This window comes from Actinomycetospora sp. ABD4_176 (assembly GCF_056311855.1).
Window position 1 is genome coordinate 5158581 of sequence record NZ_CM149974.1, and the last position, 26597, is coordinate 5185177.

Below are 26597 nucleotides of genomic sequence, written 5' to 3' on the forward strand. Positions count from 1 at the left end.
GTCCTCGGGTGATCACCAGGCCGAAACGCACGCCAGGAGGCACGCGCGCGGTGCCTTTCCGCCTGGTGATCACCGCGCGGCCGCGACCGAAGAGGCCGCCGGGCGGGGCGGCCGGGATGACGCCACCGCCCGGGTGAGAAGGTGACGCCCGTGCGTCGCCTGTCAACGCTGGTCACCTCGGTCCTCGTGGGTCTGGTCGTGCTGACCGGGTGCGGGACGGGCCCCGACCGCACCCAGGCCGCGGCGATCGTCGGCGACACCGTGATCCCGATCAGCGAGATCCAGAGCGGCCTGCGGACGGCCGCGCCGGACCTGCGCGTCGCGGTCGACCAGCAGGGCGCGGCGCAGGGCATCGCACCGGGCGCGCCGATCCCGCCGCAGCTGCTCGCGCAGGAGTCGCGCCGGCTGGTCACGGTACGGGTGCTCCACGAGCTCATCGCCGAGCAGTCCCGCCGTGACGGCATCGTCGTCACCCCGCAGCGGGTGGACGCCGCGCTGGCGCGCGCGGGCGGCGCCGAGGCGGCGGCGCAGGGCAGCGGGTTCGACCCGGCGACGATCCGCGGGCTCGTCGCCGACCAGCTCGCCGCCAGCGACATCGGTCGCGCGGTGTTCGACCGGCTCCAGGTCACCCTCGACTACGCCACCGCCCCGGACCGCGCGAGCGCCGAGGCCCTCGCCCGCGCGGTCGCGGCCGACCCGGCGCGCGCCCCGCAGCTCTTCGGCGCCGTCGGGGGCACGCCGCCGGCCGGGCTCACGGTGCGCCCAGGCCAGGACCAGGGCACGGGGCTGCAGTCGTCGGCGTCGTCGCTGCTGTTCGGCCTGCCCGCGGGCACGGTGACGATCACGCCGGGGCGATCGTCGTCCTCGCAGGCCGGCGGGCAGGACCCCGCGCAGGGCCCGTGGTCGGTGGTCCACGTCCGCGAGCGCACCCTCGACGCGCCGGGCACCCCGCCGCCCCCGGGCGTCACCCCGGCCTCCGCGGTCGACGACGACACCATGTTCGGCTTCGGCCTGCGCCAGCTCCAGCCGCTCGCGCTCGAGCTCGGCGTGACGGTCAGCCCGCGCTACGGCGCCTGGGACCCCACGCAGCTCGACGTGGTCGAGGACGAGGCCTCGGTGGGCGTCGTGACCCCGGTCCGCAGCCCGGCACCGTGAGCGCGCGGGAGACCGTCACCGTCGACCCCCGGCTCGGCGCCGTCCTGCCCGCCGCGGCGGTGCGCACGGTCGCGGCGGCCGACCAGGTCCGCCTGCACCCCGACCTCCCCGCCGACGTCGCCGCCGCCCTCGCCCGCGACCTCGGGGCGGTGGGCCCCGACGCGCCGGCCGTCGACGGCACCGTCGTCGAGCTGGTGCCCGGCCCTGCCGGCGCACCACCCGGCGCCGAGCTGCTCGAGGCCGTGCGGGTCATGGACCGCCTGCGCTCGCCCGGCGGCTGCCCCTGGGACGCCGCGCAGACCCCGGCGTCGCTGCTGCGCTACCTCGTCGAGGAGACCTACGAGCTCTACGACGCCGTCGCCGACGACGACCGGGTCGCGGTGCGCGAGGAGCTCGGTGACGTCCTGCTCCAGGTGCTCTTCCACGCGCGGATCGCGCAGGAGGACCGCGCCGACCCGTTCGGGATCGACGAGGTGGCCACCGAGCTCGTCGGCAAGCTCGTGAGCCGCCACCCGCACGTTTTCGGCGAGGGCGAGAGGATCACCGGCGCCGCTGAGCAGCAGGTGCGCTGGGAGGAGCTCAAGGCCGTCGAGAAGCGGCGCGCGTCGGCGCTCGAGGGCGTCGCGCGGGCCCAGCCGGCGGCCGCCCTGGTCGCCAAGTACCTCTCGCGGGCCCGCCGAGCCGGGGTGCCCGACGACCTGCTGGCCGGGGCGTCGTCCGACCCGCTGTACGCGGCCACCGCGGCGCACGCCGACCCCGAGGGCGACCTGCGCGCCGCCGCGGGGGAGCTCGCGCGCCGGGTCCGGGAGGCCGAGGGCGCGGCGCGCGCGGCCGGCGAGGATCCCACCGCCCTCGACGAGCAGGGGTGGCGCCGGTTCTGGCCGGCGTGAGGTCCTCGTCAGGAAACGGACAATTCGGTCACTTTATGTGATCGTGTCGAGGTCGTCTTCCCTCGTCCGGTGGAGTCAGGCTAGCCTCACCTCACAGCAGGTGAGCATCACCTGAACTCGAGGTGAGAGGACGCCATGCTGGGGAACGCGCTGATCGGGCTGCGCGAGGGCCTCGAGGCCTCCCTCGTCGTGAGCATCCTGGTGGCGTTCCTGGTCCGGACCGACCGGCGGCGCGAGCTGCCCAAGGTCTGGCTCGGCGTCGGCCTGGCGATCGCCGTCAGCGTCGGCGTCACCCTCGCCCTGACGCTGTCGCAGCAGGCGCTGACGTTCTCCGCGCAGGAGGCGCTCGGCGGCTCGCTGTCGATCGTCGCGGTCGGCTTCGTCACCTGGATGATCTTCTGGATGCGCCGGGTCGGCCGGACGATCGCGGCCGAGCTCGAGGGCGGGCTGGAGAAGGCGATCGCGATGGGCTCGATCGCCGTCGTCGTCATGGCCGCCCTGGCGGTGGGGCGCGAGGGCCTCGAGACGGCGGTGTTCTTCTTCGCGGCCGTGCAGGCGGCCGGGGACACCACGGGCCCGCTCATCGGCTTCCTCGTCGGCATCGCGATCGCGGTCGTGCTCGCGTACCTGGTCTACCGCGGCGCGGTGCGGCTGAACCTGGGGACGTTCTTCACCGTCACCGGGGTGCTGCTGATCTTCGTCGCCGCCGGCATCCTCGCCTACGGCGTCCACGACCTGCAGGAGGCCGGCATCCTGCCCGGCCTCCACACCCTCGCCTTCGACGTCAGCGCCGCCGTCCCGGCCGACTCCTGGTACGGCGTGCTGCTCAAGGGCGTCTTCAACTTCTCCCCGCAGACCACCGTGCTCGAGGCGGTGGTGTGGGTGCTCTACGTGGCGATCGTGCTCACGCTGTTCGTCCGCAGGCCCCGCCGCGCGACCCCCGCCCCGCCCGCGTCGCCCGCCCCGGCCGACCGCGGCGTCTGAGCCCCTCACGACCCCGACCCGATCGACCAGCGCAGGAGATGCGCGCCCGGAGGAGAACGATGTCCCGCAGGTCCCTCGCCGCCACCACCGCGGCGCTGGCCGTCGTCGCCCTGATCGCGCTGTCGGCGTGCACGAGCACCGCCCCGCCGCCGGGCGGCGCCGCCGGGGGCGGCCCGGTGCAGGTCCGCGCGTCGGACACGGCCTGCGAGGTCTCGGTCACCGAGGCCCCGGCTGGCAACGTGGCGTTCTCGGTGCAGAACACCGGCACCAAGGTCACCGAGTTCTACCTGCTCGGCACCGGCGACCGGATCCTCGGCGAGGTCGAGAACATCGGGCCGGGCCTGACGCGCCAGCTCATCGTCGAGGTCCCCCAGGGCGGCCAGTACACGACGGCGTGCAAGCCGGGCATGGTCGGCGACGGCATCCGCGGCCCGTTCACGGTGACCGGCAACGTCCCGGGCTCCACCGAGGGCGACGCGCTGCTCGCGGGCGCGGTGTCGGGCTACCAGCGCTACACGACGTCGCAGGTCGAGGCCCTGGTGACGCGCACGCAGGAGTTCGTCGACGCGGTCAAGCGCGGCGACGTCGAGGGCGCCAAGCAGCTCTACCCGGTCGCACGGACCTACTGGGAGCGCATCGAGCCGGTGGCCGAGTCGTTCGGCGACCTCGACCCGCGCATCGACGGCCGCGACGACGGCGAGCCCGGCGTCGAGTTCACCGGCTACCACCGGCTCGAGCGCGACCTGTGGGTCACCGGCCTGCAGCCCGACTCGAACGCCATGGCCGACCGCCTCATGGCCGACATCCGCGAGCTGCAGGCCCGCACCGCCGGCATCGAGCTGACCCCGCTGCAGCTGGCCAACGGCGCCAAGGAGCTGCTCGACGAGGTCGCCACCGGCAAGATCACCGGCGAGGAGGACCGCTACTCGCACACCGACCTCTGGGACTTCCGCGCCAACGTCGACGGCTCGCAGGCCGCGGTCGCGGCGCTGCGCCCGGTGCTCGACCAGCGCGACCCGGCGCTGGGCCCCGTGCTCGACCAGCGCTTCCGCGACGTCGACGTGCTGCTCGAGGGCTACCGCCAGGGCGACGGGTTCGTCCTCTACACCGCGCTCACCGAGCAGGACAAGCAGCGCATGACCCAGGCCGTCGACGCCCTCGGCGAGCCGGTCAGCCAGGTCGCGGCGGTGATCTCGGCGTGACGGTGGTGACATGACGCGCTCGGGCATGCGGGGCATCTCCCGGCGCCGGCTCCTCGGGTGGACCGGCGCCGGGGCCGCCCTGGCCGGGGCCGGCGCCGTCGCCGGGTTCGCGGCGGGGGAGTCGGCGTCCGACGGGGCGGGTGGGGGCGACACCGATCCCGGCGGGGGCGTCGTCCCGTTCCGCGGCGTGCACCAGGCCGGGATCGTCACGCCGGCGCAGGACCGGCTGCACTTCGTCGCCCTCGACCTGACGACCACCGACCGCGCCGCGGTGATCAGCCTGCTCAAGCGCTGGACGACGGCCGCCGAGCGGATGACGGCCGGCGCCGAGGCCGCCCCGGGCGGGGCGGTGCAGCGCAACCCGGACGCCCCGCCCAGCGACACCGGCGAGGCCCTCGGCCTCCCCGCCGCCGCGCTGACGATCACCTTCGGGATCGGCGGGAGCCTGCTCGACAAGCTCGGTATCCCGCGCCCGCCCGAGCTCGCCGACCTGCCGCCCTTCACCGGCGACCAGCTCGACCCCGCGCTCTCGGGCGGCGACCTGTGCCTGCAGGCGTGCGCCAACGATCCGCAGGTCGCGGTGCACGCCGTGCGCAACCTCATCCGGACCGGGTTCGGGACGACGACGGTGCGCTGGTCGCAGCTCGGCTTCGGGCGGACCTCGTCGACGTCGACCACCCAGCAGACCCACCGCAACCTCTTCGGCTTCAAGGACGGCACGAACAACCTCAAGGCCGAGGACGGCGCGCTGCTCGACGAGCACGTGTGGGTGCCGCCGGCGCAGGGGCCGGCGTGGCTCGCGGGCGGCACCTACCTCCTCGCGCGCCGGATCCGGATGCACGTCGAGACGTGGGACCGGACCTCGCTCGCCGAGCAGGAGTCGCTCACCGGGCGCACCAAGGGCGAGGGCGCGCCGATCGGGCAGGCGCGCGAGTTCGACGTGCCGGACCTGGGCCCGGCCTCGCCGATCGGGGCCGACGCGCACATCCGCCTCGCGTCGGCGCAGGCCAACGACGGCGCGCGGATGCTGCGGCGCGGCTACAACTTCGTCGACGGCTCCGACGGGCTGGGGCACCTGAACGCGGGCCTGTTCTTCGTGGCGTTCATGCGCGACCCGCACCGCCAGTTCGTGCCGATGCAGAGCCGGCTGGCGCGCCGGGACAAGATGATGGAGTACATCGAGCACACGGGGTCGGCGGTCTTCGCCATCCCGCCGGGGCTCGGCGACGGCGCGTACTGGGGCCGAACGGTCCTCGAGGGTTGAGCCGCACGTGGGGTGACCCGGAGGGGGAGCGCTTGAAGGCGAGGATAGGCTAGCTTTACCCGCGCAGATCGACGTCGCGCGGAAGTAGGTCTCCATGTCGTTCCGGTCCCGGACGTCGCCGACGCGGTCCTGCGGTGGTCCACGCCCCTCCTCCACGGACGGGTGAGGGCGTGCCCCGTCCACGAGCGGTCGTCACCGGAGGGGCCGGCTTCCTCGGCTCGCACCTGTGCGAGCGACTGATCCGCGAGGGCTACAGCGTGCTGTGCCTGGACGACCTCAGCACCGGCTCGGCACGCAACGTCGACCACCTGGCCGAGGTCGGCCCGTTCCGGTTCGTCCGTGCCGACGTCACCGACGTCGTGCACGTCGTCGGCGACGTCGACGTGGTGCTGCACTTCGCCTCGCCGGCGTCCCCGATCGACTACCTGCGGATGCCGATCGAGACCCTCAAGGTGGGATCGGTCGGGACGCTGCACACCCTGGAGCTCGCCAAGGAGAAGAAGGCGCGCTACCTGCTCGCGTCCACCTCGGAGACCTACGGGGACCCCCAGGTCCACCCTCAGCCCGAGACCTACTGGGGACACGTCAACCCGGTCGGCCCGCGTGGCGTCTACGACGAGGCGAAGCGCTTCGCCGAGGCGATGACCATGGCCTACCGGCGGTCGTGGTCGGTCGACACCGCCATCGTCCGCATCTTCAACACCCATGGTCCGCGCATGCGGCCGGACGACGGCCGGGCCGTGCCCACCTTCATCCGCCAGGCGCTCGCGGGCGAGCCGCTGACGGTGGCGGGCGACGGCCGTCAGACCCGCTCGATCCAGTACGTCGACGACCTCGTCGAGGGTTGCGTGCGGTTGCTGCACTCGCCCCTGGCCGGACCGGTCAACATCGGCAACCCCCACGAGGTCTCCATCGAGGAGCTGGCCCGCGGGATCCTCGACCTCGTCGGCGTGCCGGGCACGATCCGGCCCGTCCCGCGCCCGGAGGACGACCCGACGGTGCGGCGCCCCGACATCACGCTCGCCCGGCGGGAGCTCGGCTGGGAGCCGGTCGTCGGGCTGGGCGAGGGGCTGCGCCGGACGATCGAGTGGTTTCGTGCGGACTCCGAGCGGTCGGTGCCGTCCCGTGCGATCTGAGTCCGAGGACACGCGGTCCGGCTTCGTGGTCATCGGCGCCGGGCCCGCCGGGCTCACGGCCGCCTACGAGCTCAGCCGCCACGACTGCCCGGCCACGGTCCTCGAGGCCGACGACGTGGTGGGCGGGATCAGCCGCACCGTCGAGCGCGACGGCTGGCGCTTCGACATCGGAGGCCACCGGTTCTTCACCAAGGTGCCACGCGTCCGGACGCTGTGGGAGGAGATCCTGGACGAGCGGGACTTCCTGCTCCGCCCCCGCCGCAGCCGCATCCTCTACGGGGGCCGCTTCTACGACTACCCGCTGCGCCCGCTCGGCGCGCTGCGCACGCTCGGACCGCTCGAGGCGGTGCTCTGCACGCTGTCCTACGTGCGGGCCCGGCTGCGGCCTCCGGCCGACCAGTCCCACCTCGAGGGCTGGGTGGCGGGCCGGTTCGGGCGCCGGCTCTACCGACACTTCTTCAAGACCTACAACGAGAAGGTCTGGGGCGTCCCGGCCACCGACATCGCGGCCGACTGGGCGGCCCAGCGGATCAAGGACGTGTCGCTGGCGACGGCGGTGTGGAACGGGGTGCGTCCTGTGCGCGGGGAGGGCGCGATCACCTCCCTGATCGAGGAGTTCCACTACCCCCGCCACGGGCCGGGCATGATGTGGGAGCGCTGCCACGAGCTGGTCGAGGCCGCCGGCAGCAAGGTCGCGCTGGAGCAGACGGTGACCAGGATCCGCCACCGCGACGGCCGGGTGCTCGAGGTCGAGGCGTCCACCGAGGACGGCGCGGTGACCACCTACCCGTGCACCGAGGTGTTCTCGACGATGCCGCTGCCCGACCTCGTGCGCGCGATGGACCCCCCGGCGCCACCCGACGTGCGCGCGGCGGCCGACGCCCTGACGTTCCGCGACTTCCTGACCGTGGCGCTGGTCGTGCCCGAACGGTCCGCCTTCCCGGACAACTGGATCTACGTGCACTCCCCGGACGTGCGGGTCGGCCGCATCCAGAACTTCGGGGCCTGGTCGGAGGCGATGGTCAAGCCCGGACGGACCTGCCTGGGCCTCGAGTACTTCGTGTTCGCGGGCGACGACCTCTGGGAGCTCCCCGACGCCGAGCTGGTCGCGCTCGGGACCCGCGAGCTGGGCGAGCTGGGGCTGCTGGACCCCGAGGGCGTCGAGGCCGGCTACGTGGTGCGGATGCCGAAGGCCTACCCGGTCTACGACCACGGGTACCGGGACAACGTCGCGCTCCTGCGCGCCTGGCTGGAGGAGCACGCCACCAACGTGCACCCCCTCGGGCGCAACGGTCAGCACCGCTACAACAACCAGGACCACTCGATGCTCACCGCCGCGCTCGCGGTGGAGAACGTCCTGTTCGGGACCGGCCACGACATCTGGGCGGTGAACGTGGACACCGCATATCACGAGGAGGGCGCTGCGGGGGGCTCCGGGCGGGACGCCCCGGTCCTGCCGCGCCGGCCTACGCGGGCGGGACCTGGCCGACCCGACCGGTGGCCTCGGCCGGGCCGGACCGACCCCAGAGCCGGATGAGCAGCACCACGGGGACGAGGCCCACCGCGACGATGAGCAGCGAGGGCAGCGCCGCGGTGTCGAACCGGGAGTCCTTCGTCGCCTCCCACGCCATGATGGCCAGCGTGTCGCCCCCGAGCGGGCGGAGCAGGGCCGTCGCCGGCAGCTCCTTCATGACCTCGACCATCACGAGCAGCGCCGCGCTGAGCAGCCCGGGCAGCAGCAGCGGGAGGTGGACCTCGGCGAGCACGCGGCCGCGGTCCGCGCCCAGCGAGCGCGCGGCGTCGTCGAGGTCGGGGTGGACGCGCCCCATCCGGGCGTCGACGGCGAAGAACGCCTGCGCGTGGAACCGGACGAGGTAGGCCAGCAGCAGCCCGAGCGCGGTGCCGGTGAACACCAGACCGAGGGTGGTGCCGAAGGCGCCGGCGAGGTCGACGAGCCGGCGGTCGACCCACACCAGCGGCACGTAGATCGCCACGGCGATCACCGTGCCCGGCACGGCGTACCCCACCGAGGCCAGGCGGGCGGCGGCCTTCCCGAGCCGGGAGGGGGCGATCCGCTGGCCGTACACGATGACCGTCGCGGTGATCACGGCGAGGAAGGCGGCCGCCAGCCCGAGCACCAGCGTGTTGAGCGCGGCCTGCGCGAGGTCCGCGCCGACCCGGTCCGCCAGCACCGTCTCGACCGACCAGGCCAGCAGCTGGGCGACCGGCACGGCGAACACCACCGCGAGCAGCAGGCAGGGCACGGCGGTCGCCACTGCGGCGCGGGCGCCGCGCAGCCGGCGCGGGGTGACGGTGTCGCCGGCGGCGAGCGCCTGGTGGTACCGGGCCCGCCCGCGCAGCAGCCGCTCGATCACCACCATGAGCAGGGCCAGCCCGACGAGGACCGTCGCCAGCTGCAACGCCGCGGCGCGGTCGAACGCGCCGAACCAGAGCCGGTAGATCGCGTCGGTCAGCGCCTGGTAGCCCAGGAGGTTCACCGCGCCGAAGTCGGCCAGGGCCTCCATCACCGCCAGCGCGGCGCCGGCGGCCAGGGCCGGGCGGGCCAGGGGCAGGGCCACCGAGCGGACGGCCTGCCCGTGGCTGCGGCCGAGACTGCGGGCGGCCTCCATCGAGCGCCGCGACTGGCCGAGGAACGCGCTGCGCCCGAGCACGTAGACGTAGGGGTAGAGTACCGCGGTGAGGACGGCGACCGCCCCGACCGGCCCGCGCAGGCCCGGCACGTCCAGCCCGGCGCCGAACAGGCTGCTCTGCAGCGGGTTCGCGTACCCGAGCTGCCCGACCAGCACGAACACCAGGACGTACCCCGGCATGGCCAGCGGCAGGACCAGCGCCCAGTCCAGCCAGCGGCGCCCGGGGAAGTCCCAGAACGAGACGAGCACCGCGAGCCCGCCACCGACCACGAGCGTGCCGACCGCGACGCCGGCCCCGAGCAGCACGCTGCGTCCCAGTGCACCGGGCAGCAGCGCGAGGGCGATCCGGTCCACACCGTCGTCCCCGGTGAGGAAGCTCAGCGGCAGCGCGACCAGCGGCCCGGCCACCGCGAGCGCGGTGAGCACGCCCACCACCGCCCACCCCGGGGTGCGCCGACGGGCCCGGGGCGGCCGCGCGGTCGACGCGGTGTCGGGTGGCGCCGTCACCGCCACCCGACGGCCAGCATCATCGCGACGGCCTCGTCCAGCAGCGGCCCGGCCTCCTCGACCGCGATCGGATCGATCCGCACGTCGGCCCACGAGCGGAGGTGCTCCGGCGGGCGCACCTGCGGGTTCGCGGCGAACTCGCTGCGGGACACGATCTGCGCCTGCGCCGGCGGCGAGGTGAGCCACTCCATCAGCGCCACGGCGGTCGGCACCGCGTCGGAGCCGCGCACGACGCCGACCCCGGACACGTTGGCGTGGGCGCCTGCCCCGGCCTGGTCGGGCCAGGCGGGAGCGACCGGGAAGGACGGGTCGTCCTCGAGGGCCCGCCCCAGGTAGTAGTGGTTGGCGAGGCCGACGTCGCAGTCACCGGCCGCCATCGCCGCGAGCATCTCTCCGTCGGAGTTCAGGACGTCGGGGTCGTTGGCCATCCACGAGCGCAGCAGGGCCTCGGTGGCCTCCGGCCCCCGCTTGGCGATCATGTCGGCGACCAGCGACTGGTTGTACTCGCTGTTGGACGTGCGCAGGCAGGTGCGTCCGGCGAACGCCGGGTCGGCCAGGCTCTCGTAGCTGGTCACGGCGCCGGGCGCGACGCGCTCGGTGGACACCACGGGCACCCGGAGCCGGGTGGAGATCGCCCACCAGGCGCCGTCGTCGGCGTGCAGGCCCGGGGGCACCTGGGCGCGCAGCGTCTCGCTGGTGACGGGCCGGAGCAGGCCCTGCTCCTCGGCCCGCCACAGGTTGGCCAGGTCGGTCGTGATCAGCAGGTCCGCGGGGGTGTCCGCGCCCTCCTGGGCCAGCCGCTCGCCGAGCTCCCCGGCGGTGCCTCCGCGCAGCTCGATGCGGACCCCGGTCTGTGCCTCGAAGTCGCGGAACACCTGCTCGTCGCCGTAGTGGGAACGCCCGTTGTAGACGACCAGGCGGTCGGCGAGCGGCGCGCCCGCGGTGACCACCTCGGGCGTCTGCGCCCCGGCGGGTGTCGGCGCCGCCGTGGCGGGTGTCGAGTCGTTCCCGCCGACGCCGATCACGGCGACCACCACGACGACGACGAGCACGGTGGCGAGGGCGACGGCGGGTACGAGGACCCGGGGGCGGAGAAGGGTGTCTCGCATCGACTGGTCTCCCGGTGCGCGCCGCTGGACGAGTCGCCGGCCCGTGCGGGACGCCGCGACACGACCCGAGCATAGGCTAGGGTATCCAAACCATGGGGGCTCCCGCGATCGACGCCGTGGACCTCGAGAAAGCGTTCGGCGACCACCCCGCGGTGGCCGGGGCGTCGCTGCGGATCGGACCGGGTGAGCTGGTCGCGCTCGTCGGCCCGAGCGGGTCGGGCAAGACCACGCTCCTGCGTCTGATCGCGGGGTTCGAGGCGCCCGACGCCGGCTCGGTCGCCATCGGGGGGATCACGGTCGCCGGTCACGGCACGTGGGTCGAACCCGACAAGCGCCGCATCGGCATGGTGTTCCAGGACGGCGCCCTCTTCCCGCACCTCTCGGTGCGCGCCAACCTCGAGTTCGGCGGGCCGCGCCCCGGTCGCGTCGAGGAGTGCCTGGAGCTCGTCGGGCTCGCCGATCGCGCCGGCGCCTACCCCCACGAGCTCTCCGGAGGCGAGCGGCAGCGGATCGCGCTCGCCCGTGCGCTGGCCACGGATCCCCACGTGGTCCTGCTCGACGAGCCGTTCGCCGCGCTGGACGAGGGCCTGCGGGCCGAGCTGCGCGAGGAGGTCGCGGGCGTCCTGCGCGCCGCCGGTGCGAGCGCCCTGCTGGTGACGCACAACCAGCAGGAGGCGCTGTCGCTGGCCGACGTGGTGGCCGTGCTGCGGGACGGGCGGATCGAGCAGGTCGGGCCCCCGCCGACGGTGTACGGCGACCCCGCGACCCGCTGGGTCGCGGAGTTCCTCGGCGACGCCGACGTCGTGCCCGGGACGGCGGCCGACGGGGTCGCCGAGTGTCCGCTGGGCCGGTTCCCGGTCGACACCGCGCTGCGCGGCCCGGTCGAGATCGTGCTGCGCCCCGAGGGGCTGGTCATCGGTCCGGACGGCCCCGGCGGCCCGCCCGAGGACGCGGCCGAGGCGGTCGTCCTCGGGCGCTCCTACTTCGGCCACGACCAGCTCGTGCGGCTCGAGCTGGCGGGCGGCCTGCGACTGCGCAGCCGCAACCCCGGCTCGGCGGCCTGGCGCGCGGGCGATCGGGTGCGCGTGGCGGTCCGGGGCTCGGTGACCGTGCTCGGGGCGTCCGGTTCGGCGTCCACCTAGACGCCTCGTGACGTCCCCACCGCAGGCCGGCGTGCGGACCGCCCCGGCCGGCCACCCGACGGCCCGCCGGCCCGGGGCGGCCACGCTGCTGCTCCTCGCGGTCAGCACCGCCCTCGCCGTCGCCTCCCTGGCGGCGCCGGCGGCCCTCGGCTACGACCCCTGGGCCTGGCTCTTGTGGGGTCGGGAGGCCACGCGCGGGACGGTGAGCACGGCCGGGGGGCCGACCTGGAAGCCCCTGCCCGTTCTGATCACGACGCCGCTGTCCTACGCGGGTGGCGCCGCACCGGACCTGTGGCTGGTGCTGGCCCGCGCCGGTGGCCTCGTCGCGATGGGCCTGACCTACCGGCTCGCCGCGCGGCTCGCCGCGGATCTCACCGCCGCCCCCACCGCCGGCCCGGGATCGGCCGGGTCCGCGCGGTTCGCCGGTCCCGTCGCGGGCCTGGTCGCCGTCCTGGCGCTGCTGCTCACCCCGGACGCCGAGTCCCGCTGGATTCGGCTCGTCCTGCAGGGCAACGTCGAGCCGCTGCTGGTCGCGCTGTGCCTGGGCGCGGTGCTCTGCCACCTCGACCGCCGGCCCGGCGTCGCGGTGGCCCTCGGGGCGGCGGCGTGCCTGCTGCGGCCCGAGGCCTGGCCCTTCCTGGTGCTGTACACGGGCTGGCTGCTGCGCGCGCACCGCGCCCGGTGGCCGGTGCTCCTCCCGGCGCTCGTCGCCGTCCTCGCCACGGCGCCCGTGCTGTGGCTCGGCGGGGACTGGCTGATCTCCGGTGACCCCTGGAGCGGGGCGACCCGGGCGCAGGTCCTCGAGGGTGGCGCGGCGGAGCGGCTGGTGGGGACGAGCACCCAGCTGGGCGGCCTCGTCATCGTGCCGGTCTGGGTGGCGGCGGCCGTGGGCGTGGCCTGGTCGGTCCGCCACCGGGCGCGGACCCCGGTCGTGCTGGCGGGCGCGGCGCTGGTCTGGATCGCGATGGTGGCCGCGATGGCGGCCCTGCTCGGCTATGCCGCGCTGAGCCGGTTCCTCGCCCCGCCCGCCGCGGTGCTCTGCGTCCTGGCCGGGATCGGGGTCGCCCGCTCGCTCGTCGCGGTCCGCGCCCGAGGCGCGCGGGCGGCGGTGGCCGCGCTCGTGGTCGCCGCGGTCGTGCCGTTCGCCCTGCCGCGGGTCGGCTGGCTGCCGCGTCAGGTGACCGAGGCCGGGGAGCGCGCGCAGGTCGAGGCGGACCTCGACGGCGCCGTCGCGCAGGCCGGCGGCCGCGACGCCCTGCTGCGGTGCGGCGCCCTGGCGATCGACGCGACGCGCCCGATCGACCTGCAGGCCCGGCCGGGTCTGGCGTGGGCCCTCGACGTCCCGCTCGCCACCGTCGGGTACTCCCTGGGCGGCCGTCCCGGCGTCGCGATCCTGCGCAGCGGTGACCCCGCCCTCGCCGCACCCACCGTGCGCGGCGGGCGGGTGCTCGGGGTCAGCGACCGCTGGACCGTGGTCGCGGTCGGCTGCCCCGGGCCGTGATGCCGCAGGAGTCAGGCACCAAGGTGAGCCTCACCTACCCGCGTCCGGATGGCGTGGGGCGGGCACTAGGGTCCTCGCCGATGCCCACCCTCTCCGTGGTCGTGCCGGCCACCGACCGGCCGGCGACCCTGCCCCACGCGGTGGCGGCGATCGAGCGTGCCGGTGGCGAGGTCGTCGTGGTGGACGGGCCGGCGGACCTGACGGTCTGCGAGGCCCGCAACCTCGGGGCGCGGCGTGCGGCCGGCGAGGTCGTGGTGTTCGTCGACGCCGACGTGGAGATCCATCCGGACGCCCTCGACCGCATCGCCGCCCGCTTCAGCGCGCGACCCGAGCTGACCGCCGTCTTCGGGTCCTACGACGACAGCCCTCCGGCCGGCGGCACCGTCGCGGCCTTCCGCAACCTGCTGCACCACCACGTCCACCAGGGCGCCGCGGGCCCGGCCGAGACGTTCTGGTCGGGCCTGGGCGCCGTGCGGCGGGAGGCGTTCCTCGCCGTGGGCGGCTTCGACGGCGACCGCTTCCCGCACCCGTCGGTCGAGGACGTCGACCTCGGCGTGCGACTGGTCGCGGCCGGGGCCCGCATCGAGCTGGACCCCACCATCCAGGGCACGCACCTCAAGGCGTGGACGCTGCGGACGATGGTCGCGACCGACTTCGCCCGCCGCGGCGTGCCCTGGGTGGCCCTGGTGCTGAGGACCGGGCGGACCGGGCGCGTCGCGACGGTCCTGAACCTGGGCTGGCGGCACCGGCTCAGCGCGCTGGCCTGCACGGTCGCGGTGCTCGCGACGGCCGTGCGGCGCCCGGGCGTCGCCGTGGGCGCCGTCCTCGTCCTGGTCGGCCTCAACCGCGACTTCTACGCCCTGCTCGCCCGCCGCCGCGGCGTCGGGGAGGCGGTGGTCGGGGTCGGGCTGCACGTGGTGCACCACCTCACCGCGGTCGCCTCGGTGCCGGCCGGGCTGCTGGCGCACCTGCGGGACCGCCGCCGGTCGGCGGGGGCCCGATGACCGGGCCGGTACGGCTCGCGCTCATCGGGGCCGGGCGCCTCGCCGAGGTCGGCTACGTGCCGGCGCTCCGGGCGGCCGCCGGGGTGACCCTCGTCGGCGTGGCCGACCCGGTCCCGGCCCGTCGCCGTGCGGTGGCCGAGGTCGCCGGCGGGGTGCCCGCCGCGGCCGGCGCCGGCGAGCTGCTCGGCGCGCTGACCGCTGCCGGTGCGGGGCCGGACGGGCTGATCGTCGCGACACCGGCCGACGCGCACCTGGCCGACGCCCGCGTCGCGGCCGCGGCCGGCCTGCCCGTGCTGGTCGAGAAGCCGCCGGCCCCCGACGGCGGCGGGGCGGCGGAGCTGGCCGCGCTCGCCCCCGCGCCGCGCATCGCGTTCAACCGGCGTTTCGAGGTCGGCGCCGAGGAGCTGCGGGCCGCCACGCCGCGCGGGGAGCGGGTGCGGGTGTCCCTGGAGATCGCCTACCGCCGTGCCGGGTGGGGAGCGCACACGGTCGCCGACGACGCGCTGCTCGACCTCGGCCCGCACCTGGTCGACCTGGCGCGCTGGATCACCGGGGCCGAGGTCACCTCCGTCGTCGCGGCCACGGTCACCCCGGAGCGGGCCGCGTTCGAGCTCGCCCTCGGGGCGGCCCGCGCGCACGTCCGCTGCGCCACCGACCGGCCCTACCGCGAGCGCGTCGAGGTCCACGGGCCGGACGGCCGCCGGCTCGGGCGGCGGCGTCGAGGCGGGCTGGTCGCCGCCGTCGGGGGCCGCCTCGCCCCGTCCCCCGGACCGCATCCGCTGGTCGCCTCCCTGACCGCCCAGGTGGAGGCCTTCGCCCGGGCCGTCCGCGGCGAGCCCGCACCCACCCTCGGCAGCGCCGCCGACGGCGTCGCCGTGATGACCACGATCGACGCCGTGCGGGCGCTCGCGCGCGGCGCGGCCCCGGAAGGGTAGGCATGCTCGCCGTTCTGCAGTTCGACTCCCCGAGCCTCGCGGTGCTCGACCGGATGCTCGCCCAGGGCCGGCTGCCCGCCCTCGCGGGGCTGCGCGAGCGCGGGGTGTGGCACGAGCTCCGGACCCCGGCCACGCACTTCGCGGCCGGCGCGTTCCACACCCTCTACAGCGGCACCGAGCTCGCCGACCACGGGCTGTTCTACCCGTTCCAGTGGTCGGCGGCGGAGCAGCGCGTGCGCTACACCACCGCCTTCGAGGCGCCGCCCCCGGTCTGGGAGCGGCCGGGGGCGCGGACCCTCGCCCTCGATCCCTACGAGAGCCGGGCGCCGCTGAGCCCGCCCGCGGGCACGGTGGTCAGCGGCTGGCAGTTCACCGACCGGGTCGTGCTCCAGCCGTGGTCGTCCCCGCCGGACGCGCGCGGCCGGCTCGAGCGGCTGTTCGGGCCGGCGGCCGCGGTCGAGGAGGTCTTCGGGCGCAGCTCCCCCCGGGACCTGCTGCGCCTGCGGCGCGACCTGCTCGCCGCGTCGGGCCGGGCGGCGGACGCGGCCACGCTGCTGCTGGCCCGGGACCGGTTCGACCTGACCTGGCTGACCTTCAGCGCCGGCCACGTCGCCGGGCACCAGTTCTGGGATCTGTCGCAGCTCGACGAGCACGCCGACGACGCCACCCGCCACGTGCTCTCGGGCGCCCTGGAGGAGGTGTACCAGAGCGTCGACGCCGCGCTCGGGCGCGTGCTGGCCGGGCTGCCCGAGGGCACCGATGTCGTCGTCACCTCGCCGGTCGGCATGGATGTCAACACCAGCCGGGCCGACCTCATGCCGGAGATGCTCGACGCCGTGCTCGACGGAGGTCCCGCCGGGAGCGCCGGCTCGGCCGGCGGCGACCGGCCCGCGCCGGGGTCCGGTGCGGTGTGGAAGCTGCGCGCGGCCGTGCCGACGGGGCTGCGGGCCCGCGTCGCGTCCGCGCTGCCCGACCGGGTGGCGCTGATGCTCACCGAGCGCCTCGAGCTCCGGGGACGGGACTGGAGCTCCACCCGCGCCTTCGCCCAGCCGGCCGACAACCAGGGCTACATCCGCCTCAACCTGGCCGGGCGCGAGCGCGACGGCATCGTCGACCCGAAGGACGCGGAGGCGCTGATGGACCGCATCGCGGAGGGGCTGGGCACCTTCCGCGACCCCGACGGCACCCCGTCGGTCGCCGCGGTCGAACGCGTCGCGGACACCTTTGAGACGGGCGCGCACTCCGACCGGCTGCCCGACCTGATCGTGCGGTGGAGCGACCGGCCCGCCACCCGGCTCGACGCCGTGGTCTCCGACCGTTTCGGCACCGTGCAGCGGCGCGGCGGGGGCAGCGGCCGCTCCGGCAACCACACCGCCGGCGACGCGTGGGCGCTGGTGGTCCCGGGCGCCTCGCGGGTGCGCGCGACGTCCCGCCCGCCGCGGCTCGCCGACATCGCCGCGACCGCGGCCGCGCTGGCCGGTGTCGACCCGACCGGACTGCCCGGGGAGCCCCTCCTGGAACGCGCGTGACCTGAGCGGGTCAGGCCCCCGGGCTCCGCCGTCGGGCCGAGGTGATCGATCCGGCGGCCTCCAGCCCCATGCCCCAGGCCGTCGCCACCTGGGCCACGCCGACCATCAGCCCGGCCCGGGGACCCTCGGCGAACCCACGACGCAGCAGCCCGGCGTAGAACCCCGGCGACTGGAGGCGGGGCGCGCGCTCGCCCCGGTCGCGCCGGCGACGAGCGTCGGTGTGGAAGCGGTAGCCGCCGCGCCCGTACCGCACCTGCTGGCGCCAGAACCCGGCGGGCGAGAGCACCTGGTGGTGGCCGACCAGGGCGGCGGGCTCGAAGACCAGGGCGTAGCCCGCGCCGGTCAGCCGCTCGCACCAGTCCCGGTCCTCGCCGGCGGCCAGCGGGTAGCGCTCGTCGAAGGGCACCGCGCGGCAGACGTCGGCCCGGCACGCGAGGTTGCTGGTGGGGGCGAAATGCATCCGCTGCGTGACCGGGTCGACGCCCGCCTCGGCGAGGTGGCTCGCGATCGCCTGGGAGGCCGCGGCCAGCGCGCTGGCGGGCCGGGCGTTGCGGGTCGGTCCCGCCGCCGCCTCGGCGCCGTCGGCGATCCGCGCCGCGAGGGCCCGCGCCCACCCGGGCACGGGCTCGCAGTCGTCGTCGGTGAAGCAGACCACCGGCGCCCGGGCGGCACGGACCCCGGCGTTGCGGGCCGCCGCCGGACCCCGCCCCGCGCCGGCCACGAGCCGTGCGCGGGGAGCGGCGGCCACGACGTCGGCGACGGCCCGGGTGTCGCGCGACGCGTCGTCGACCACCACGATCTCGAGGTCCGTCGCGTCCTGGTGCTCCAGCGCGGCCAGGCAGACCGCCAGCCGGTCGGGCCGGTCACGGGTCGGCACGACGACCGAGAGGCGCGGGTCGGTCACGTCAGCACCCCGAGCGCGACGACGGCCGCGGCACCGGCCAGGGACGCCACGGCGAGCCGGGTCCGCACGGCGCCGGGCAGGACGCGGATCGCCACGACGGCCGAGGCGGCGGCCCCCAGCAGTGCCGCGGACGTCCCCCCCGCCGCCCCCCAGGAGGACGCGGCCGGCGCGGCCGTCGCGGCGAAGACCACGAACCCGCCCAGCGCCGCCTGCAGGGTCGCCTGCGGTCGCAGCCGCAGCGCCGCCGCCTGCACCGCCAGCGCGTTCACCGGGGCCAGCACGACCAGCGCCAGCGCCGGGACGAAGGCCGCCGAGGCCCCGGCGAAACCGGGCCCGAACACCACCGGGATCACGAGGTCGAGCAGGGGTGCGGCGACGACGGCCCCGACCAGCACCACGACCAACAGCCGCCCGGCGAGACGGCGCAGGGCCGCCTCCGCTTCCGGCTCCGGCCCGATCTCCGGCCCGGTCTCCGCCTGCGTGTCGTCGCGCTCGGCGAGCGTGGGCAGGGAGACGGTGAACACCTGCACCACCGCGTAGGTGGCGGCCAGCGCGACGCCCAGCGCCAGGGCGGCGAACCCGGTCTGCGCCGCGGCTCCGCCCACGACCGCCACGACGACGATCCCGCCCCGCTGGGTGAGCTGGACCAGCACCCCGCTGGTGGCCTGGAGGACCCCGAACCGTGCCGCGCCCTCGGGCCACGCCACGACGGGATGCTGCCGCGCCCGCAGGAGGGGGCGGGCGGCGACCGCCCCGAGCCCGGCGCCGACCGCGGCCGCGACGAGGATCGCCCCGGCCGCGCCGGTCGACCCCGCGAGGTCGTGCAGCACGATCACCGCCACCACGAGCGCGGCGTTCTGCAGAGGGTAGCGGGCGCACCACGGTCCGGCGCGGCCGAGCCCGAGATCCGCCTGGAGGGCGAGCGTGGCGGCGACGTTGAGGGCGAGGGCCAGGAGGACGAAGGCGGTCACGAGCGGCGGGAACCTCGCCGGATCGGCGATCGCGAGCGCCGTGGCGACCACGGCCAGCGCCCCCCACGCCCACGCCCGGTGGCGGGCCAGCCGCAGGGTCAGGGCCCGGGCCAGCGCCGGGCGCTCGGGCGCGGGTGCGGCCGGGACGTAGCGCGCGAGCAGGGTGGCGCCGCCGAGGGTCATGGCCACCGCACCGACCGCGACCACCGTCAGGGCCACCGAGAACCGGCCGTAGTCGGCCGGGCCGAGGGCCCGCGGCACGAGGACCGCGAGCAGTACCAGGGTGACCGCCTCGGCCGCCTTGCCGAGCAGCCCGGCGCGCACGGGGGCCCGCAGGCGCAGGGCCCGCGTCGCTCCCGGGGACACGCTCATGCCGGGGCCGGGGCCGGGGCCGGGGCCGTCGGGGCCCGGAGCGGGGGGCGTGGCACGACGGGAACCCTAGCGGGCAGGTGAGGGCAGCCTCACCTCGGCGGCGGTGGCGTATCGATCGCGGCGCGGGCCCCGGGCACGGTCCGCCGCCCGGTGGTCAGGGTGAAGGCCTCCCGGGCCAGGGGGGTGTCGAGGACGTAGACCCGCAGGTCCGGGTCGACCGGGCCGACGGTCGCGAGGGCGAGCACCGACTGGCTGCGCGCCACCTGCCCGAACACCCCGCCCCGACCGGGCTGCCACGCGATGTCGTCGAGAGCGGCGCGGGGACCGTCGACCCGCAGGATCGCCGCCGCCGGTGGCTCGGTGATGCCGTCGACGACCACGGGCGGCCGCAGGCAGGGGTGGGCGAAGGCCACGTGCCAGCCGAGGGCGACGGGGGCGTCGGGGCCGAGGCGGTCCCGGAGGAGGTCCAGGAGCCCGACCGACCGGGCCAGCGCCGGCGCGGTGAACGCCAGCCAGCCGTGACGGTCCCCGGTGCCGTCCACGGCGTCGAGACGGACGACGTCGCTGCCGGGCGGCGGTGTCAGCGTCAGTGTGCGCCACGACGGGCTGCGCAGGGTGTCGGCGAGCGCCTCCTCGCCGGCGGGGACCACCGACGCCCCGACGCGCCGTCCGTACACCGCGACCAGGGCGTTGCCCTCGCCGAGCGTCCCCGCCGCGGACACGGTGACCCTCGATCCCTCCTCGCGCGCTCCCGGCAGCGCGTACCAGCCGGTGGACACCTCCCCGGTGTTCCGGTCCGCGGAGCGGGCGCCGCCGGCCACGAGGCTGCCCCAGCCCGTGGTGACGCTGCCCTGCGGGCGGTGGTTCGCGTAGTACCCGCCGTCGGGCACGAAGCCGACCGCCGGGGGCGGGGGCGGCAGGCCCGCGGGCGCCAGCGGCCGCGCGGTGAACGGGTCGAGCACGCGGAGGGTCGCCGTCGCGCCGCACCCCGACCCGAGCGGATCGGCCAGCGTCCGCTCCCACACCGAGCCGGGCGGGACCCCGCGCACGGCGGCCACGCCGAACGTCCCGACGGTGTAGGCCGTGGTGGCGGCGAGCGAGACCACCACCACGATCGGCAGGGCCCACAGCGCGTCCCGCCGGCGGCCCCGCCACGCGAGGGCGAGCGCCACCAGCCCGACGGCGAGCGCCCAGAGCAGCGGGCTGTCCAGCCCGACGTTGCGGATCGAGGGTGGCTGGTCGGGGGTGCGCACTCCGGCGAGCCAGGCGTACGGCCAGGTGTTCGGTCCGTGCCAGGCCAGCGCGAGCGCCAGCACGACGGAGGCGGTCGCCACGGCGACGAGCCCACCCGGCGGTCTCGCCCCGCCCAGCACCCGCCGGGACAGGGGCACCACCGTCATCAGCAGGACGCCGAGGAACGCCGGGCCCACCCCGGCGAGGGCGCCGAAGTGGTGGGTCCACTTCGACGGGGCCGCGGCCAGCGCCACGAACGACCACGCGGTGGTGGCGGCCGCGAGCCCCAGCGGTGCGGGCAGGGGGAGGCGCCGCGCCCGGGCGGCGACCGCGAGCACCGCGCACCACGCGAGCGCGACCAGGCACGCCAGCACCGCCGCGCGCTTGGCGAAGTTGCCCATGGCGACCTGGTCGAGCAGGGAGGCGTACCGCTCGATCTCCGCGGTCCACCCGTCCTGGTCGAGCACCGACAGGAAGAGCGCCTGCCCGCGCCGGAAGTCGCGCAGCGCCCCGTCGGCGAACCCGAGCAGCGGTGCGGTCAACGCGCCCGAGGCCACGGCCACGACACGGCCGATCGTGGCGATGCGCGCGCCCGGCACGTGCAGCACCGGCCACAGGGCGGGCAGTCCGGCGACCAGCGGCGCGATCATGGTGACCCCGGTGGTGTGGGCGACGAACCCCACCCCGGCGATCGCGCACGCCATCCACGCCGGCGCCAGCCTCCGGTCGCGGCCGGCGACCAGCACGGCGTGCATCGTGGCCACGCCGCACAGCGCGACCACGGGCTCCGGCCGGACACCCATGTCGTAGGGGATCCACCACGCCAGGAAGACGACACCGAGCACGACGGGGCCGGCACGGGTCCGCCACCGTCCCGGCGCCGGCGACCCCGCCGGCTGCTCGAGCGCCGCCGCGGTGACACGGCGCAGCACGAGCCAGGTGAGCACCCCGAGGACCAGCGCCGGGACCCGCTGCGGGACCGTCCCGAACCCGACCAGCTGCTGCCAGGCGCCCAGCCCCTGGGAGACCCAGGTGAACGGGACGAAGCTCTGGTCGTAGAACTGGTAGTAGTTCCCGACCTCGCCGGAGAGCACCGCGTTGCGGGCCTGCGCGGCGAAGTACCCGTCGTCGTCGGTGGCGGGCGCCACGAACGTCCACGCCACCAGGACGGTCGGCACGGCGAGGTCGACGACCCGGGGTCGCCCGGGCCACCGGAACCGCCGGGGGGTGGCCCCGGGCGAGGTGCGGTCGGCCAGGACCAGGAGACCGGCCGCGGTCACCAGGGCGAGCACGAGTGCGGCGGTCAGCGCGCTCTTGAGCGGGGTCGGGGTGCTGGTGAACTCGTCGTCGACACGCAGCCGCACCGCGAGGTCCCCGGCGAGGGCGCGCGGGAGCGTCGTGACGGAGCTGACCAGGACGTCGACGTCGGGGAGCTGGTCGTCGACGGCGCGGGCCAGCTCGCGCCCGTCCCGGGTGACGACCAGCTCCGCGTCGTCGGGTCCGGCGAAGGCGCCTGCGGCACGTGGCCCACCGGCGGGTTCGGGCGGGCGCACGTCGGTGGGACGACCGGCGCTGCGGCCCGTGATCCTGTAGTGGCAGGGCCCGGCGGGCAGCGGCTCGTCCACCAGCACGCGGTCGAGCGCCCGCACCGTCACCCTGCCACCGGCGGCGGTGACGAGCAGCCCGGTGGACCCCGCCTCCGGTGACCCCGGCAGCGCGGTCGAGAGGACCACGCCCGCCCCTCCGGACCCGCCGGCACCGGGCTGCCCGGCCTGCTCGGCGAGGCGGGCGACATCGCAGCTGAAGCGCATGTCGACCGCGAGCGGACGGTAGGCGGTCAGGGTGAGCAGCGTCGACTCCGGACGCGAGGGGTCGACCGGCCAATCGACGGTGGGCTCGTTGACCGACACCGGGGCGAAGGGCAGCAGCAGCGCGCACAGCACGGCGACGAGCGCGGCGACGCCGGCGCCCACCGAGGCGGCCGACGCGGTGCGGGCCGTGCCGCGTGCCGATGCCACGGGTGCTCATCCTCGCGACAGCTCGAGCCTTGTCACCACCGGGGCCACGAGCAAGGTGAGCCTCACTGAAGACTCGACGTGCCCGGCACCGGTTCGCGCCAGGTCCTGCGGCTCGTCGGCGCCCTCGCAGCGGTGGTCGGCCTCGCGGCGTGCGGTGGTGCTCCGCCGGCCCCGGCCGCCGCGCGGCCGTCCCCGGCCGCGCCGGTCGCGGCACCCCCCACGACGGACCCGCACGTCGATGATCGACCAGGCGGTCGGGGAGTACGAGGCCTACGTCCGGCTGCTCCAGGGACAGGCAACCATGCTGCTCCCGGGGCCGAACGGTCCTCGAGGGTTGAGCCGCCCGGGCGAACCGGAGGCCTTGTCTACCGCCGCGTAATCTCCCGCACGATGAGCGCGCCGACCGAACCCGGTTCCCGCGACCGTCAGCCGGCCCCGCGCCGCTCGACGGTGCGCAGCGGTGTCGAGGCGGAGGGGACGGCCCCGCGGCGCCGCCTCGCGGTCCTCGGGCGGCTCGGGCTCGTCGTCGTGCTGCTCGCGGCCGTCGTCGGGACGGTGGTGCTGGTCAGCCGGCAGGGCGAGTTCGGGCGGCCCGACGCGGGCGCCGAGGAGATCCCGGCGCTCGAGGTCGAGCCCGCGCCGGTCCGGCTCGGCACGGTCGCGCAGCCCGACGCGCTCGCCCCGCCGTCGCTCGGGCTGCCCGGGCGCGCCCCCGCCGGCGGTGGCGCCCCGACGTCGCTCGCGAGCTGGGCCGAGGGCATCGCGAGCCGCGTCGACGTGCCCGCCCGCGCGGTGCAGGCCTACGGCGTCGCCGACCTCGCGGTGAAGGCCGAGGAGCCCGGCTGCAACCTGTCGTGGGTCACGATCGCGGGCCTCGCGCGCATCGAGTCCAACCACGGCCGCTACCGGGGCGCCTCGATCGCCGCGAACGGCGACGTCACCCCGCGGATCATCGGCGTCCCGCTCGACGGCACCGGCGGCAACCGGACCATCGGCGACACCGACCGCGGCGTCCTCGACGGCGACACCGCGCTCGACCGCGCCGTCGGCCCGCTGCAGTTCATCCCGTCGACCTGGGCGAAGTGGCGCTCCGACGGCAACGGCGACGGCGTCGCGGACCCGAACAACATCGACGACGCCGCCCTCGCCGCAGGCCGCTACCTCTGCGCGGGCGGCCGCGACCTCGCCACCGGCCCGGGCTGGCGCAACGCCGTGCTCTCGTACAACTACTCCGACGAGTACGGCCGCCGCGTCTACGCCGCCGCCGACTCCTACGCCGCGGCGAACCGGGCCTAGCGAGGTGTCAGCGAAGTGCCGTTGCGGACACTCAACGTCCGTATTCTTCCTTCGATCTTGAACGCGACCGCGGTGCATGATCGAAGTACCGATACGGACACTGAACGTCCGTAACGGCACTTCGCTGATAAGTCACCCGCCGCCGGCGCGGTCCGACCGCACGGCGATGTTCGCGCTGACCTCGCCGAGCGCCTCCTGGTACTCGGGGCGCGGGTCCATCGCCGCCGCCATGCGCAGCTGGGTCCTGGCCTCCTCGAGCCGGCTCTGGCGCTGCAACGTGCGGCCCAGGGCGAAGCGCGCGTAGTGGTCGGACGGGTCCAGCTCGAGCACGCGCAGGAAGCCCGCCTCGGCGCGGCGGAACTGCGCGGAGGCGAGGTAGGCCCGGGCGGCGAGCAGGTGCACCGACGCCGCCTCGGGCTCGCTCTCGAGCAGCGGGACGACGATCTTCAGGGCGTCGAGGGGCCGGCGGCGCTCGAGGAGGTCCTCGGCACGGCGGAAGGCGTCCACCGCCGACACCGCCCCGGTGCCGTCCGGTCCGTCGGGGTCGGGCTGTGCGGCGGACATCCCCGTCACCGTATGCCGACTCCGACGACCGCGCGAGGGCCGCTCGCGGACGGTCCGTGCGTGGCTCACCGATCGGGTCAGCGGCGGCGTCTACGATGCGGGCGACGTGCCGTGCCCCGGGGCGCGGCGAGACGATCAGCGTTCACACAGCGTTCGGAGGCATGGTCCGTGGCGGTCATCGAGCAGGTCGGCGCACGGGAGATCCTCGATTCGCGGGGCACCCCCACGGTCGAGGTCGAGGTGGCGCTCGACGACGGCACGCTGACCCGCGCCGCGGTGCCCTCCGGGGCGTCGACCGGCGAGCACGAGGCGGTCGAGCTGCGCGACGGCGACGACTCGCGCTACCTGGGCAAGGGCGTCGAGCGGGCCGTGGCCGGCGTCCTCGACGAGATCGGTCCCGGGCTGGTCGGCATCGATGCCGCCGAGCAGCGTGTCGTCGACCAGAAGCTCATCGACCTCGACGGCACGCCGGACAAGTCCCGGCTCGGCGCCAACGCGCTGCTGGGCGTCTCGCTGGCCGTGGCCCGCGCGGCCGCGGAGTCCGCCGAGCTCGACCTGTTCCGCTACGTCGGCGGCCCCAACGCGCACGTGCTGCCGGTGCCGATGATGAACATCCTCAACGGCGGCGCCCACGCGGACTCCGGCGTCGACGTCCAGGAGTTCATGATCGCGCCGATCGGCGCCGAGTCGTTCCGCGAGGCCCTGCGGTGGGGCGCCGAGGTGTACCAGGCGCTGAAGAAGGTGCTCAAGTCCCAGGGCCTGTCGACGGGCCTGGGCGACGAGGGCGGCTTCGCGCCGAAGCTGCCGCACAACCGCGAGGCACTCGACCTGATCATGTCGGCGATCCGTGATGCCGGCTACACCCCCGGCCGCGACGTGGTGCTCGCCCTCGACGTCGCGGCGAGCGAGTTCTACGCCGACGGCGTCTACACCTTCGAGGGCGAGACCCGCAGCGCCGCGCAGATGAGCTCCTACTACGGGGAGCTGCTCGACGCGTACCCGCTGGTCAGCATCGAGGACCCGCTCTCGGAGAACGACTGGGAGGGCTGGACCAAGCTCACCGGCGACATCGGCGACCGCATCCAGATCGTCGGCGACGACCTGTTCGTCACCAACATCGAGCGGCTCGAGGAGGGCATCGAGCGCCGGGCCGCGAACGCGCTGCTGGTGAAGGTCAACCAGATCGGCACGCTCTCCGAGACCCTCGACGCAGTCAGCCTCGCGCAGCAGTACGGCTACCGCTGCATGATGAGCCACCGCTCGGGCGAGACCGAGGACACGACGATCGCCGACCTCGCCGTCGCCACCAACTGCGGGCAGATCAAGACCGGCGCCACCGCCCGCTCCGAGCGGGTCGCCAAGTACAACCAGCTGCTGCGCATCGAGGAGGCCCTCGGCGACGCTGCGCGCTACGCCGGCGACCTCGCCTTCCCGCGCTTCGACCCGGACGCCTGAGCCGCATGGCCGGCCCCGAGCGCACCCCCGACGACGGTGCCGCGGACCGCTCCGCCGACCGTGGCGCCGCCGGCCGGCCCGGCGGCGCGCGGGGCCGGGGGCGTCGCGGGAGCCGGTCGGGGACGGCCTCGGGCACCCGCGGGTCCGCCGGGCGGTCCGGTGGGGCGCGCGGGCGCACGCGCGCCCGCCAGGGGCCGCGGCGCGACCCGCAGCGCGTCGTGCGCCGGCGCCACCCGCTGCGCGTGCCCTCGGGCCCGGCCGCGGCGGCCGCCCGCGCCCGGCGCGCCGCGCAGGCCACCGGGGGCGCGCTGGGCCTGTCGACCGCCCGGCGCGCGGCGGTGCTCGCCGTCGTCGTCTGTGCCCTCGCGCTGACCGTCGCCGTGCCGCTGCGCAACTACGTCACCCAGCGCCACGAGATCGCCGCCGTGACCGCCGAGCAGGAGCGCCTCGCCGGCGACGTGCGTCGGCTCACCGACGAGCGCGCCGCCCTGCGCGACCCGGCGCACATCGAGGCCCTGGCCCGCGACCGCCTCGGCTACGCGCGGCCCGGCGAGGTGCCCTACCGGGTCCAGCTGCCCGGTGACGCCACCGCGCCCCGCGACCCCCGCGACACCGACCCCCGCGCCGGGCTGCCGCCCGCCGAGGCCGAGCTGCCCTGGTACGCGCGCGTCGCCCGGTCGACGCTCGGTACCGCACCGTGAGCGGGCCCGCCGACCCGCCGACCGACCGGCCCACCGACCCGCCCACCGACCCGCCCACCGACCCGCCCACCGAC

Annotated in this window: 21 protein-coding genes; 15 read left to right on the forward strand and 6 right to left on the reverse strand. The window is 76.2% G+C overall.

Features of this window, described 5'->3' with window-relative positions:
* Positions 1 to 150 precede the first annotated feature (150 nt).
* The 7 genes from ACYX4T_RS24965 (at position 151) to ACYX4T_RS24995 (ending at position 8168) form a co-directional block, all read left to right on the forward strand.
* The gene (locus tag ACYX4T_RS24965) at positions 151 to 1155 is read left to right on the forward strand and encodes a hypothetical protein (RefSeq protein WP_476011912.1); all 1005 of its coding nucleotides are present in this window, start codon (positions 151 to 153) and stop codon (positions 1153 to 1155) included.
* Positions 1152 to 2045: a nucleoside triphosphate pyrophosphohydrolase gene (locus ACYX4T_RS24970; RefSeq protein ID WP_476011913.1), complete on the forward strand. Its 894-nt coding sequence runs from the start codon at positions 1152 to 1154 to the stop codon at positions 2043 to 2045. Before ACYX4T_RS24965 ends, ACYX4T_RS24970 begins: the two co-directional genes overlap by 4 nt.
* Before the next feature lie 135 nt (positions 2046 to 2180).
* Positions 2181 to 3029, forward strand: coding sequence for an iron uptake transporter permease EfeU (gene efeU / locus ACYX4T_RS24975; protein WP_476011914.1), 849 nt, complete (start codon positions 2181 to 2183; stop codon positions 3027 to 3029).
* A gap of 59 nt (positions 3030 to 3088) precedes the next feature.
* Positions 3089 to 4231, forward strand: coding sequence for an iron uptake system protein EfeO (gene efeO, locus ACYX4T_RS24980; protein WP_476011915.1), 1143 nt, complete (start codon positions 3089 to 3091; stop codon positions 4229 to 4231).
* A 10-nt stretch (positions 4232 to 4241) separates the two neighbouring features.
* The gene (efeB, locus tag ACYX4T_RS24985) at positions 4242 to 5495 is read left to right on the forward strand and encodes an iron uptake transporter deferrochelatase/peroxidase subunit (RefSeq protein ID WP_476011916.1); all 1254 of its coding nucleotides are present in this window, start codon (positions 4242 to 4244) and stop codon (positions 5493 to 5495) included.
* Positions 5496 to 5665: 170 nt separating this feature from the next.
* Positions 5666 to 6631: a UDP-glucuronic acid decarboxylase family protein gene (locus ACYX4T_RS24990; protein WP_476011917.1), complete on the forward strand. Its 966-nt coding sequence runs from the start codon at positions 5666 to 5668 to the stop codon at positions 6629 to 6631.
* A complete protein-coding gene (locus ACYX4T_RS24995; protein ID WP_476011918.1) occupies positions 6621 to 8168 on the forward strand; it encodes an NAD(P)/FAD-dependent oxidoreductase in 1548 nt (515 codons plus the stop codon). The genes ACYX4T_RS24990 and ACYX4T_RS24995 overlap by 11 nt, the downstream gene beginning before the upstream one ends.
* Here ACYX4T_RS24995 and ACYX4T_RS25000 read toward each other — a convergent pair.
* Both ACYX4T_RS25000 and ACYX4T_RS25005 read right to left on the reverse strand, forming a co-directional pair.
* A complete protein-coding gene (locus tag ACYX4T_RS25000) occupies positions 8098 to 9789 on the reverse strand; it encodes an ABC transporter permease (protein WP_476011919.1) in 1692 nt (563 codons plus the stop codon). The two genes, ACYX4T_RS24995 and ACYX4T_RS25000, sit on opposite strands and share 71 nt — an antisense overlap.
* Positions 9786 to 10898, reverse strand: a complete 1113-nt coding sequence (locus ACYX4T_RS25005) for an extracellular solute-binding protein (protein ID WP_476011920.1) — start codon at positions 10896 to 10898, stop codon at positions 9786 to 9788. The genes ACYX4T_RS25000 and ACYX4T_RS25005 overlap by 4 nt, the downstream gene beginning before the upstream one ends.
* A 92-nt stretch (positions 10899 to 10990) precedes the next feature.
* Between ACYX4T_RS25005 and ACYX4T_RS25010 the strand changes: the two genes are divergently transcribed.
* From ACYX4T_RS25010 to ACYX4T_RS25030, 5 genes are all read left to right on the forward strand, one after another.
* A complete protein-coding gene (locus ACYX4T_RS25010; RefSeq protein ID WP_476011921.1) occupies positions 10991 to 12040 on the forward strand; it encodes an ABC transporter ATP-binding protein in 1050 nt (349 codons plus the stop codon).
* A gap of 31 nt (positions 12041 to 12071) precedes the next feature.
* A complete protein-coding gene (locus ACYX4T_RS25015) occupies positions 12072 to 13541 on the forward strand; it encodes a hypothetical protein (protein ID WP_476011922.1) in 1470 nt (489 codons plus the stop codon).
* Positions 13542 to 13621: 80 nt separating this feature from the next.
* Positions 13622 to 14545: a glycosyltransferase family 2 protein gene (locus ACYX4T_RS25020; protein WP_476011923.1), complete on the forward strand. Its 924-nt coding sequence runs from the start codon at positions 13622 to 13624 to the stop codon at positions 14543 to 14545.
* Positions 14542 to 15480, forward strand: coding sequence for a Gfo/Idh/MocA family protein (locus ACYX4T_RS25025; RefSeq protein WP_476011924.1), 939 nt, complete (start codon positions 14542 to 14544; stop codon positions 15478 to 15480). Before ACYX4T_RS25020 ends, ACYX4T_RS25025 begins: the two co-directional genes overlap by 4 nt.
* A gap of 2 nt (positions 15481 to 15482) precedes the next feature.
* Entirely contained in the window at positions 15483 to 17009 is a 1527-nt protein-coding gene (locus tag ACYX4T_RS25030) for an alkaline phosphatase family protein (protein ID WP_476011925.1), read from the forward strand.
* A 10-nt stretch (positions 17010 to 17019) separates the two neighbouring features.
* Here ACYX4T_RS25030 and ACYX4T_RS25035 read toward each other — a convergent pair whose 3' ends face one another.
* The 3 genes from ACYX4T_RS25035 to ACYX4T_RS25045 all read right to left on the reverse strand — a co-directional run bounded on the left by ACYX4T_RS25035 (position 17020) and on the right by ACYX4T_RS25045 (position 22507).
* Entirely contained in the window at positions 17020 to 17913 is an 894-nt protein-coding gene (locus ACYX4T_RS25035) for a glycosyltransferase family 2 protein (RefSeq protein ID WP_476011926.1), read from the reverse strand.
* Complete coding sequence (locus ACYX4T_RS25040) at positions 17910 to 19256, reverse strand: hypothetical protein (protein WP_476011927.1); 1347 nt, start codon at positions 19254 to 19256, stop codon at positions 17910 to 17912. The genes ACYX4T_RS25035 and ACYX4T_RS25040 overlap by 4 nt, the downstream gene beginning before the upstream one ends.
* Before the next feature lie 89 nt (positions 19257 to 19345).
* Complete coding sequence (locus tag ACYX4T_RS25045) at positions 19346 to 22507, reverse strand: arabinosyltransferase domain-containing protein (protein WP_476011928.1); 3162 nt, start codon at positions 22505 to 22507, stop codon at positions 19346 to 19348.
* 390 nt (positions 22508 to 22897) lie between these two features.
* On the opposite strand from ACYX4T_RS25045, the gene ACYX4T_RS25050 reads away from it, so the two are divergent.
* Positions 22898 to 23803 (forward strand): lytic transglycosylase domain-containing protein, encoded by a 906-nt coding sequence (locus ACYX4T_RS25050; RefSeq protein WP_476011929.1) that lies wholly within the window; start codon positions 22898 to 22900, stop codon positions 23801 to 23803.
* A gap of 132 nt (positions 23804 to 23935) precedes the next feature.
* Here the strand turns inward: ACYX4T_RS25050 and ACYX4T_RS25055 are convergent, their stop codons facing one another.
* The gene (locus ACYX4T_RS25055; RefSeq protein WP_476011930.1) at positions 23936 to 24367 is read right to left on the reverse strand and encodes a tetratricopeptide repeat protein; all 432 of its coding nucleotides are present in this window, start codon (positions 24365 to 24367) and stop codon (positions 23936 to 23938) included.
* Between the two features lie 168 nt (positions 24368 to 24535).
* On the opposite strand from ACYX4T_RS25055, the gene eno reads away from it, so the two are divergent.
* The gene (eno, locus tag ACYX4T_RS25060; RefSeq protein WP_476011931.1) at positions 24536 to 25822 is read left to right on the forward strand and encodes a phosphopyruvate hydratase; all 1287 of its coding nucleotides are present in this window, start codon (positions 24536 to 24538) and stop codon (positions 25820 to 25822) included.
* Positions 25823 to 25827: 5 nt separating this feature from the next.
* On the forward strand, positions 25828 to 26523 hold the full coding sequence (locus tag ACYX4T_RS25065; RefSeq protein WP_476011932.1) for an FtsB family cell division protein: 696 nt from the start codon (positions 25828 to 25830) through the stop codon (positions 26521 to 26523).
* Positions 26524 to 26597: the final 74 nt, after the last annotated feature.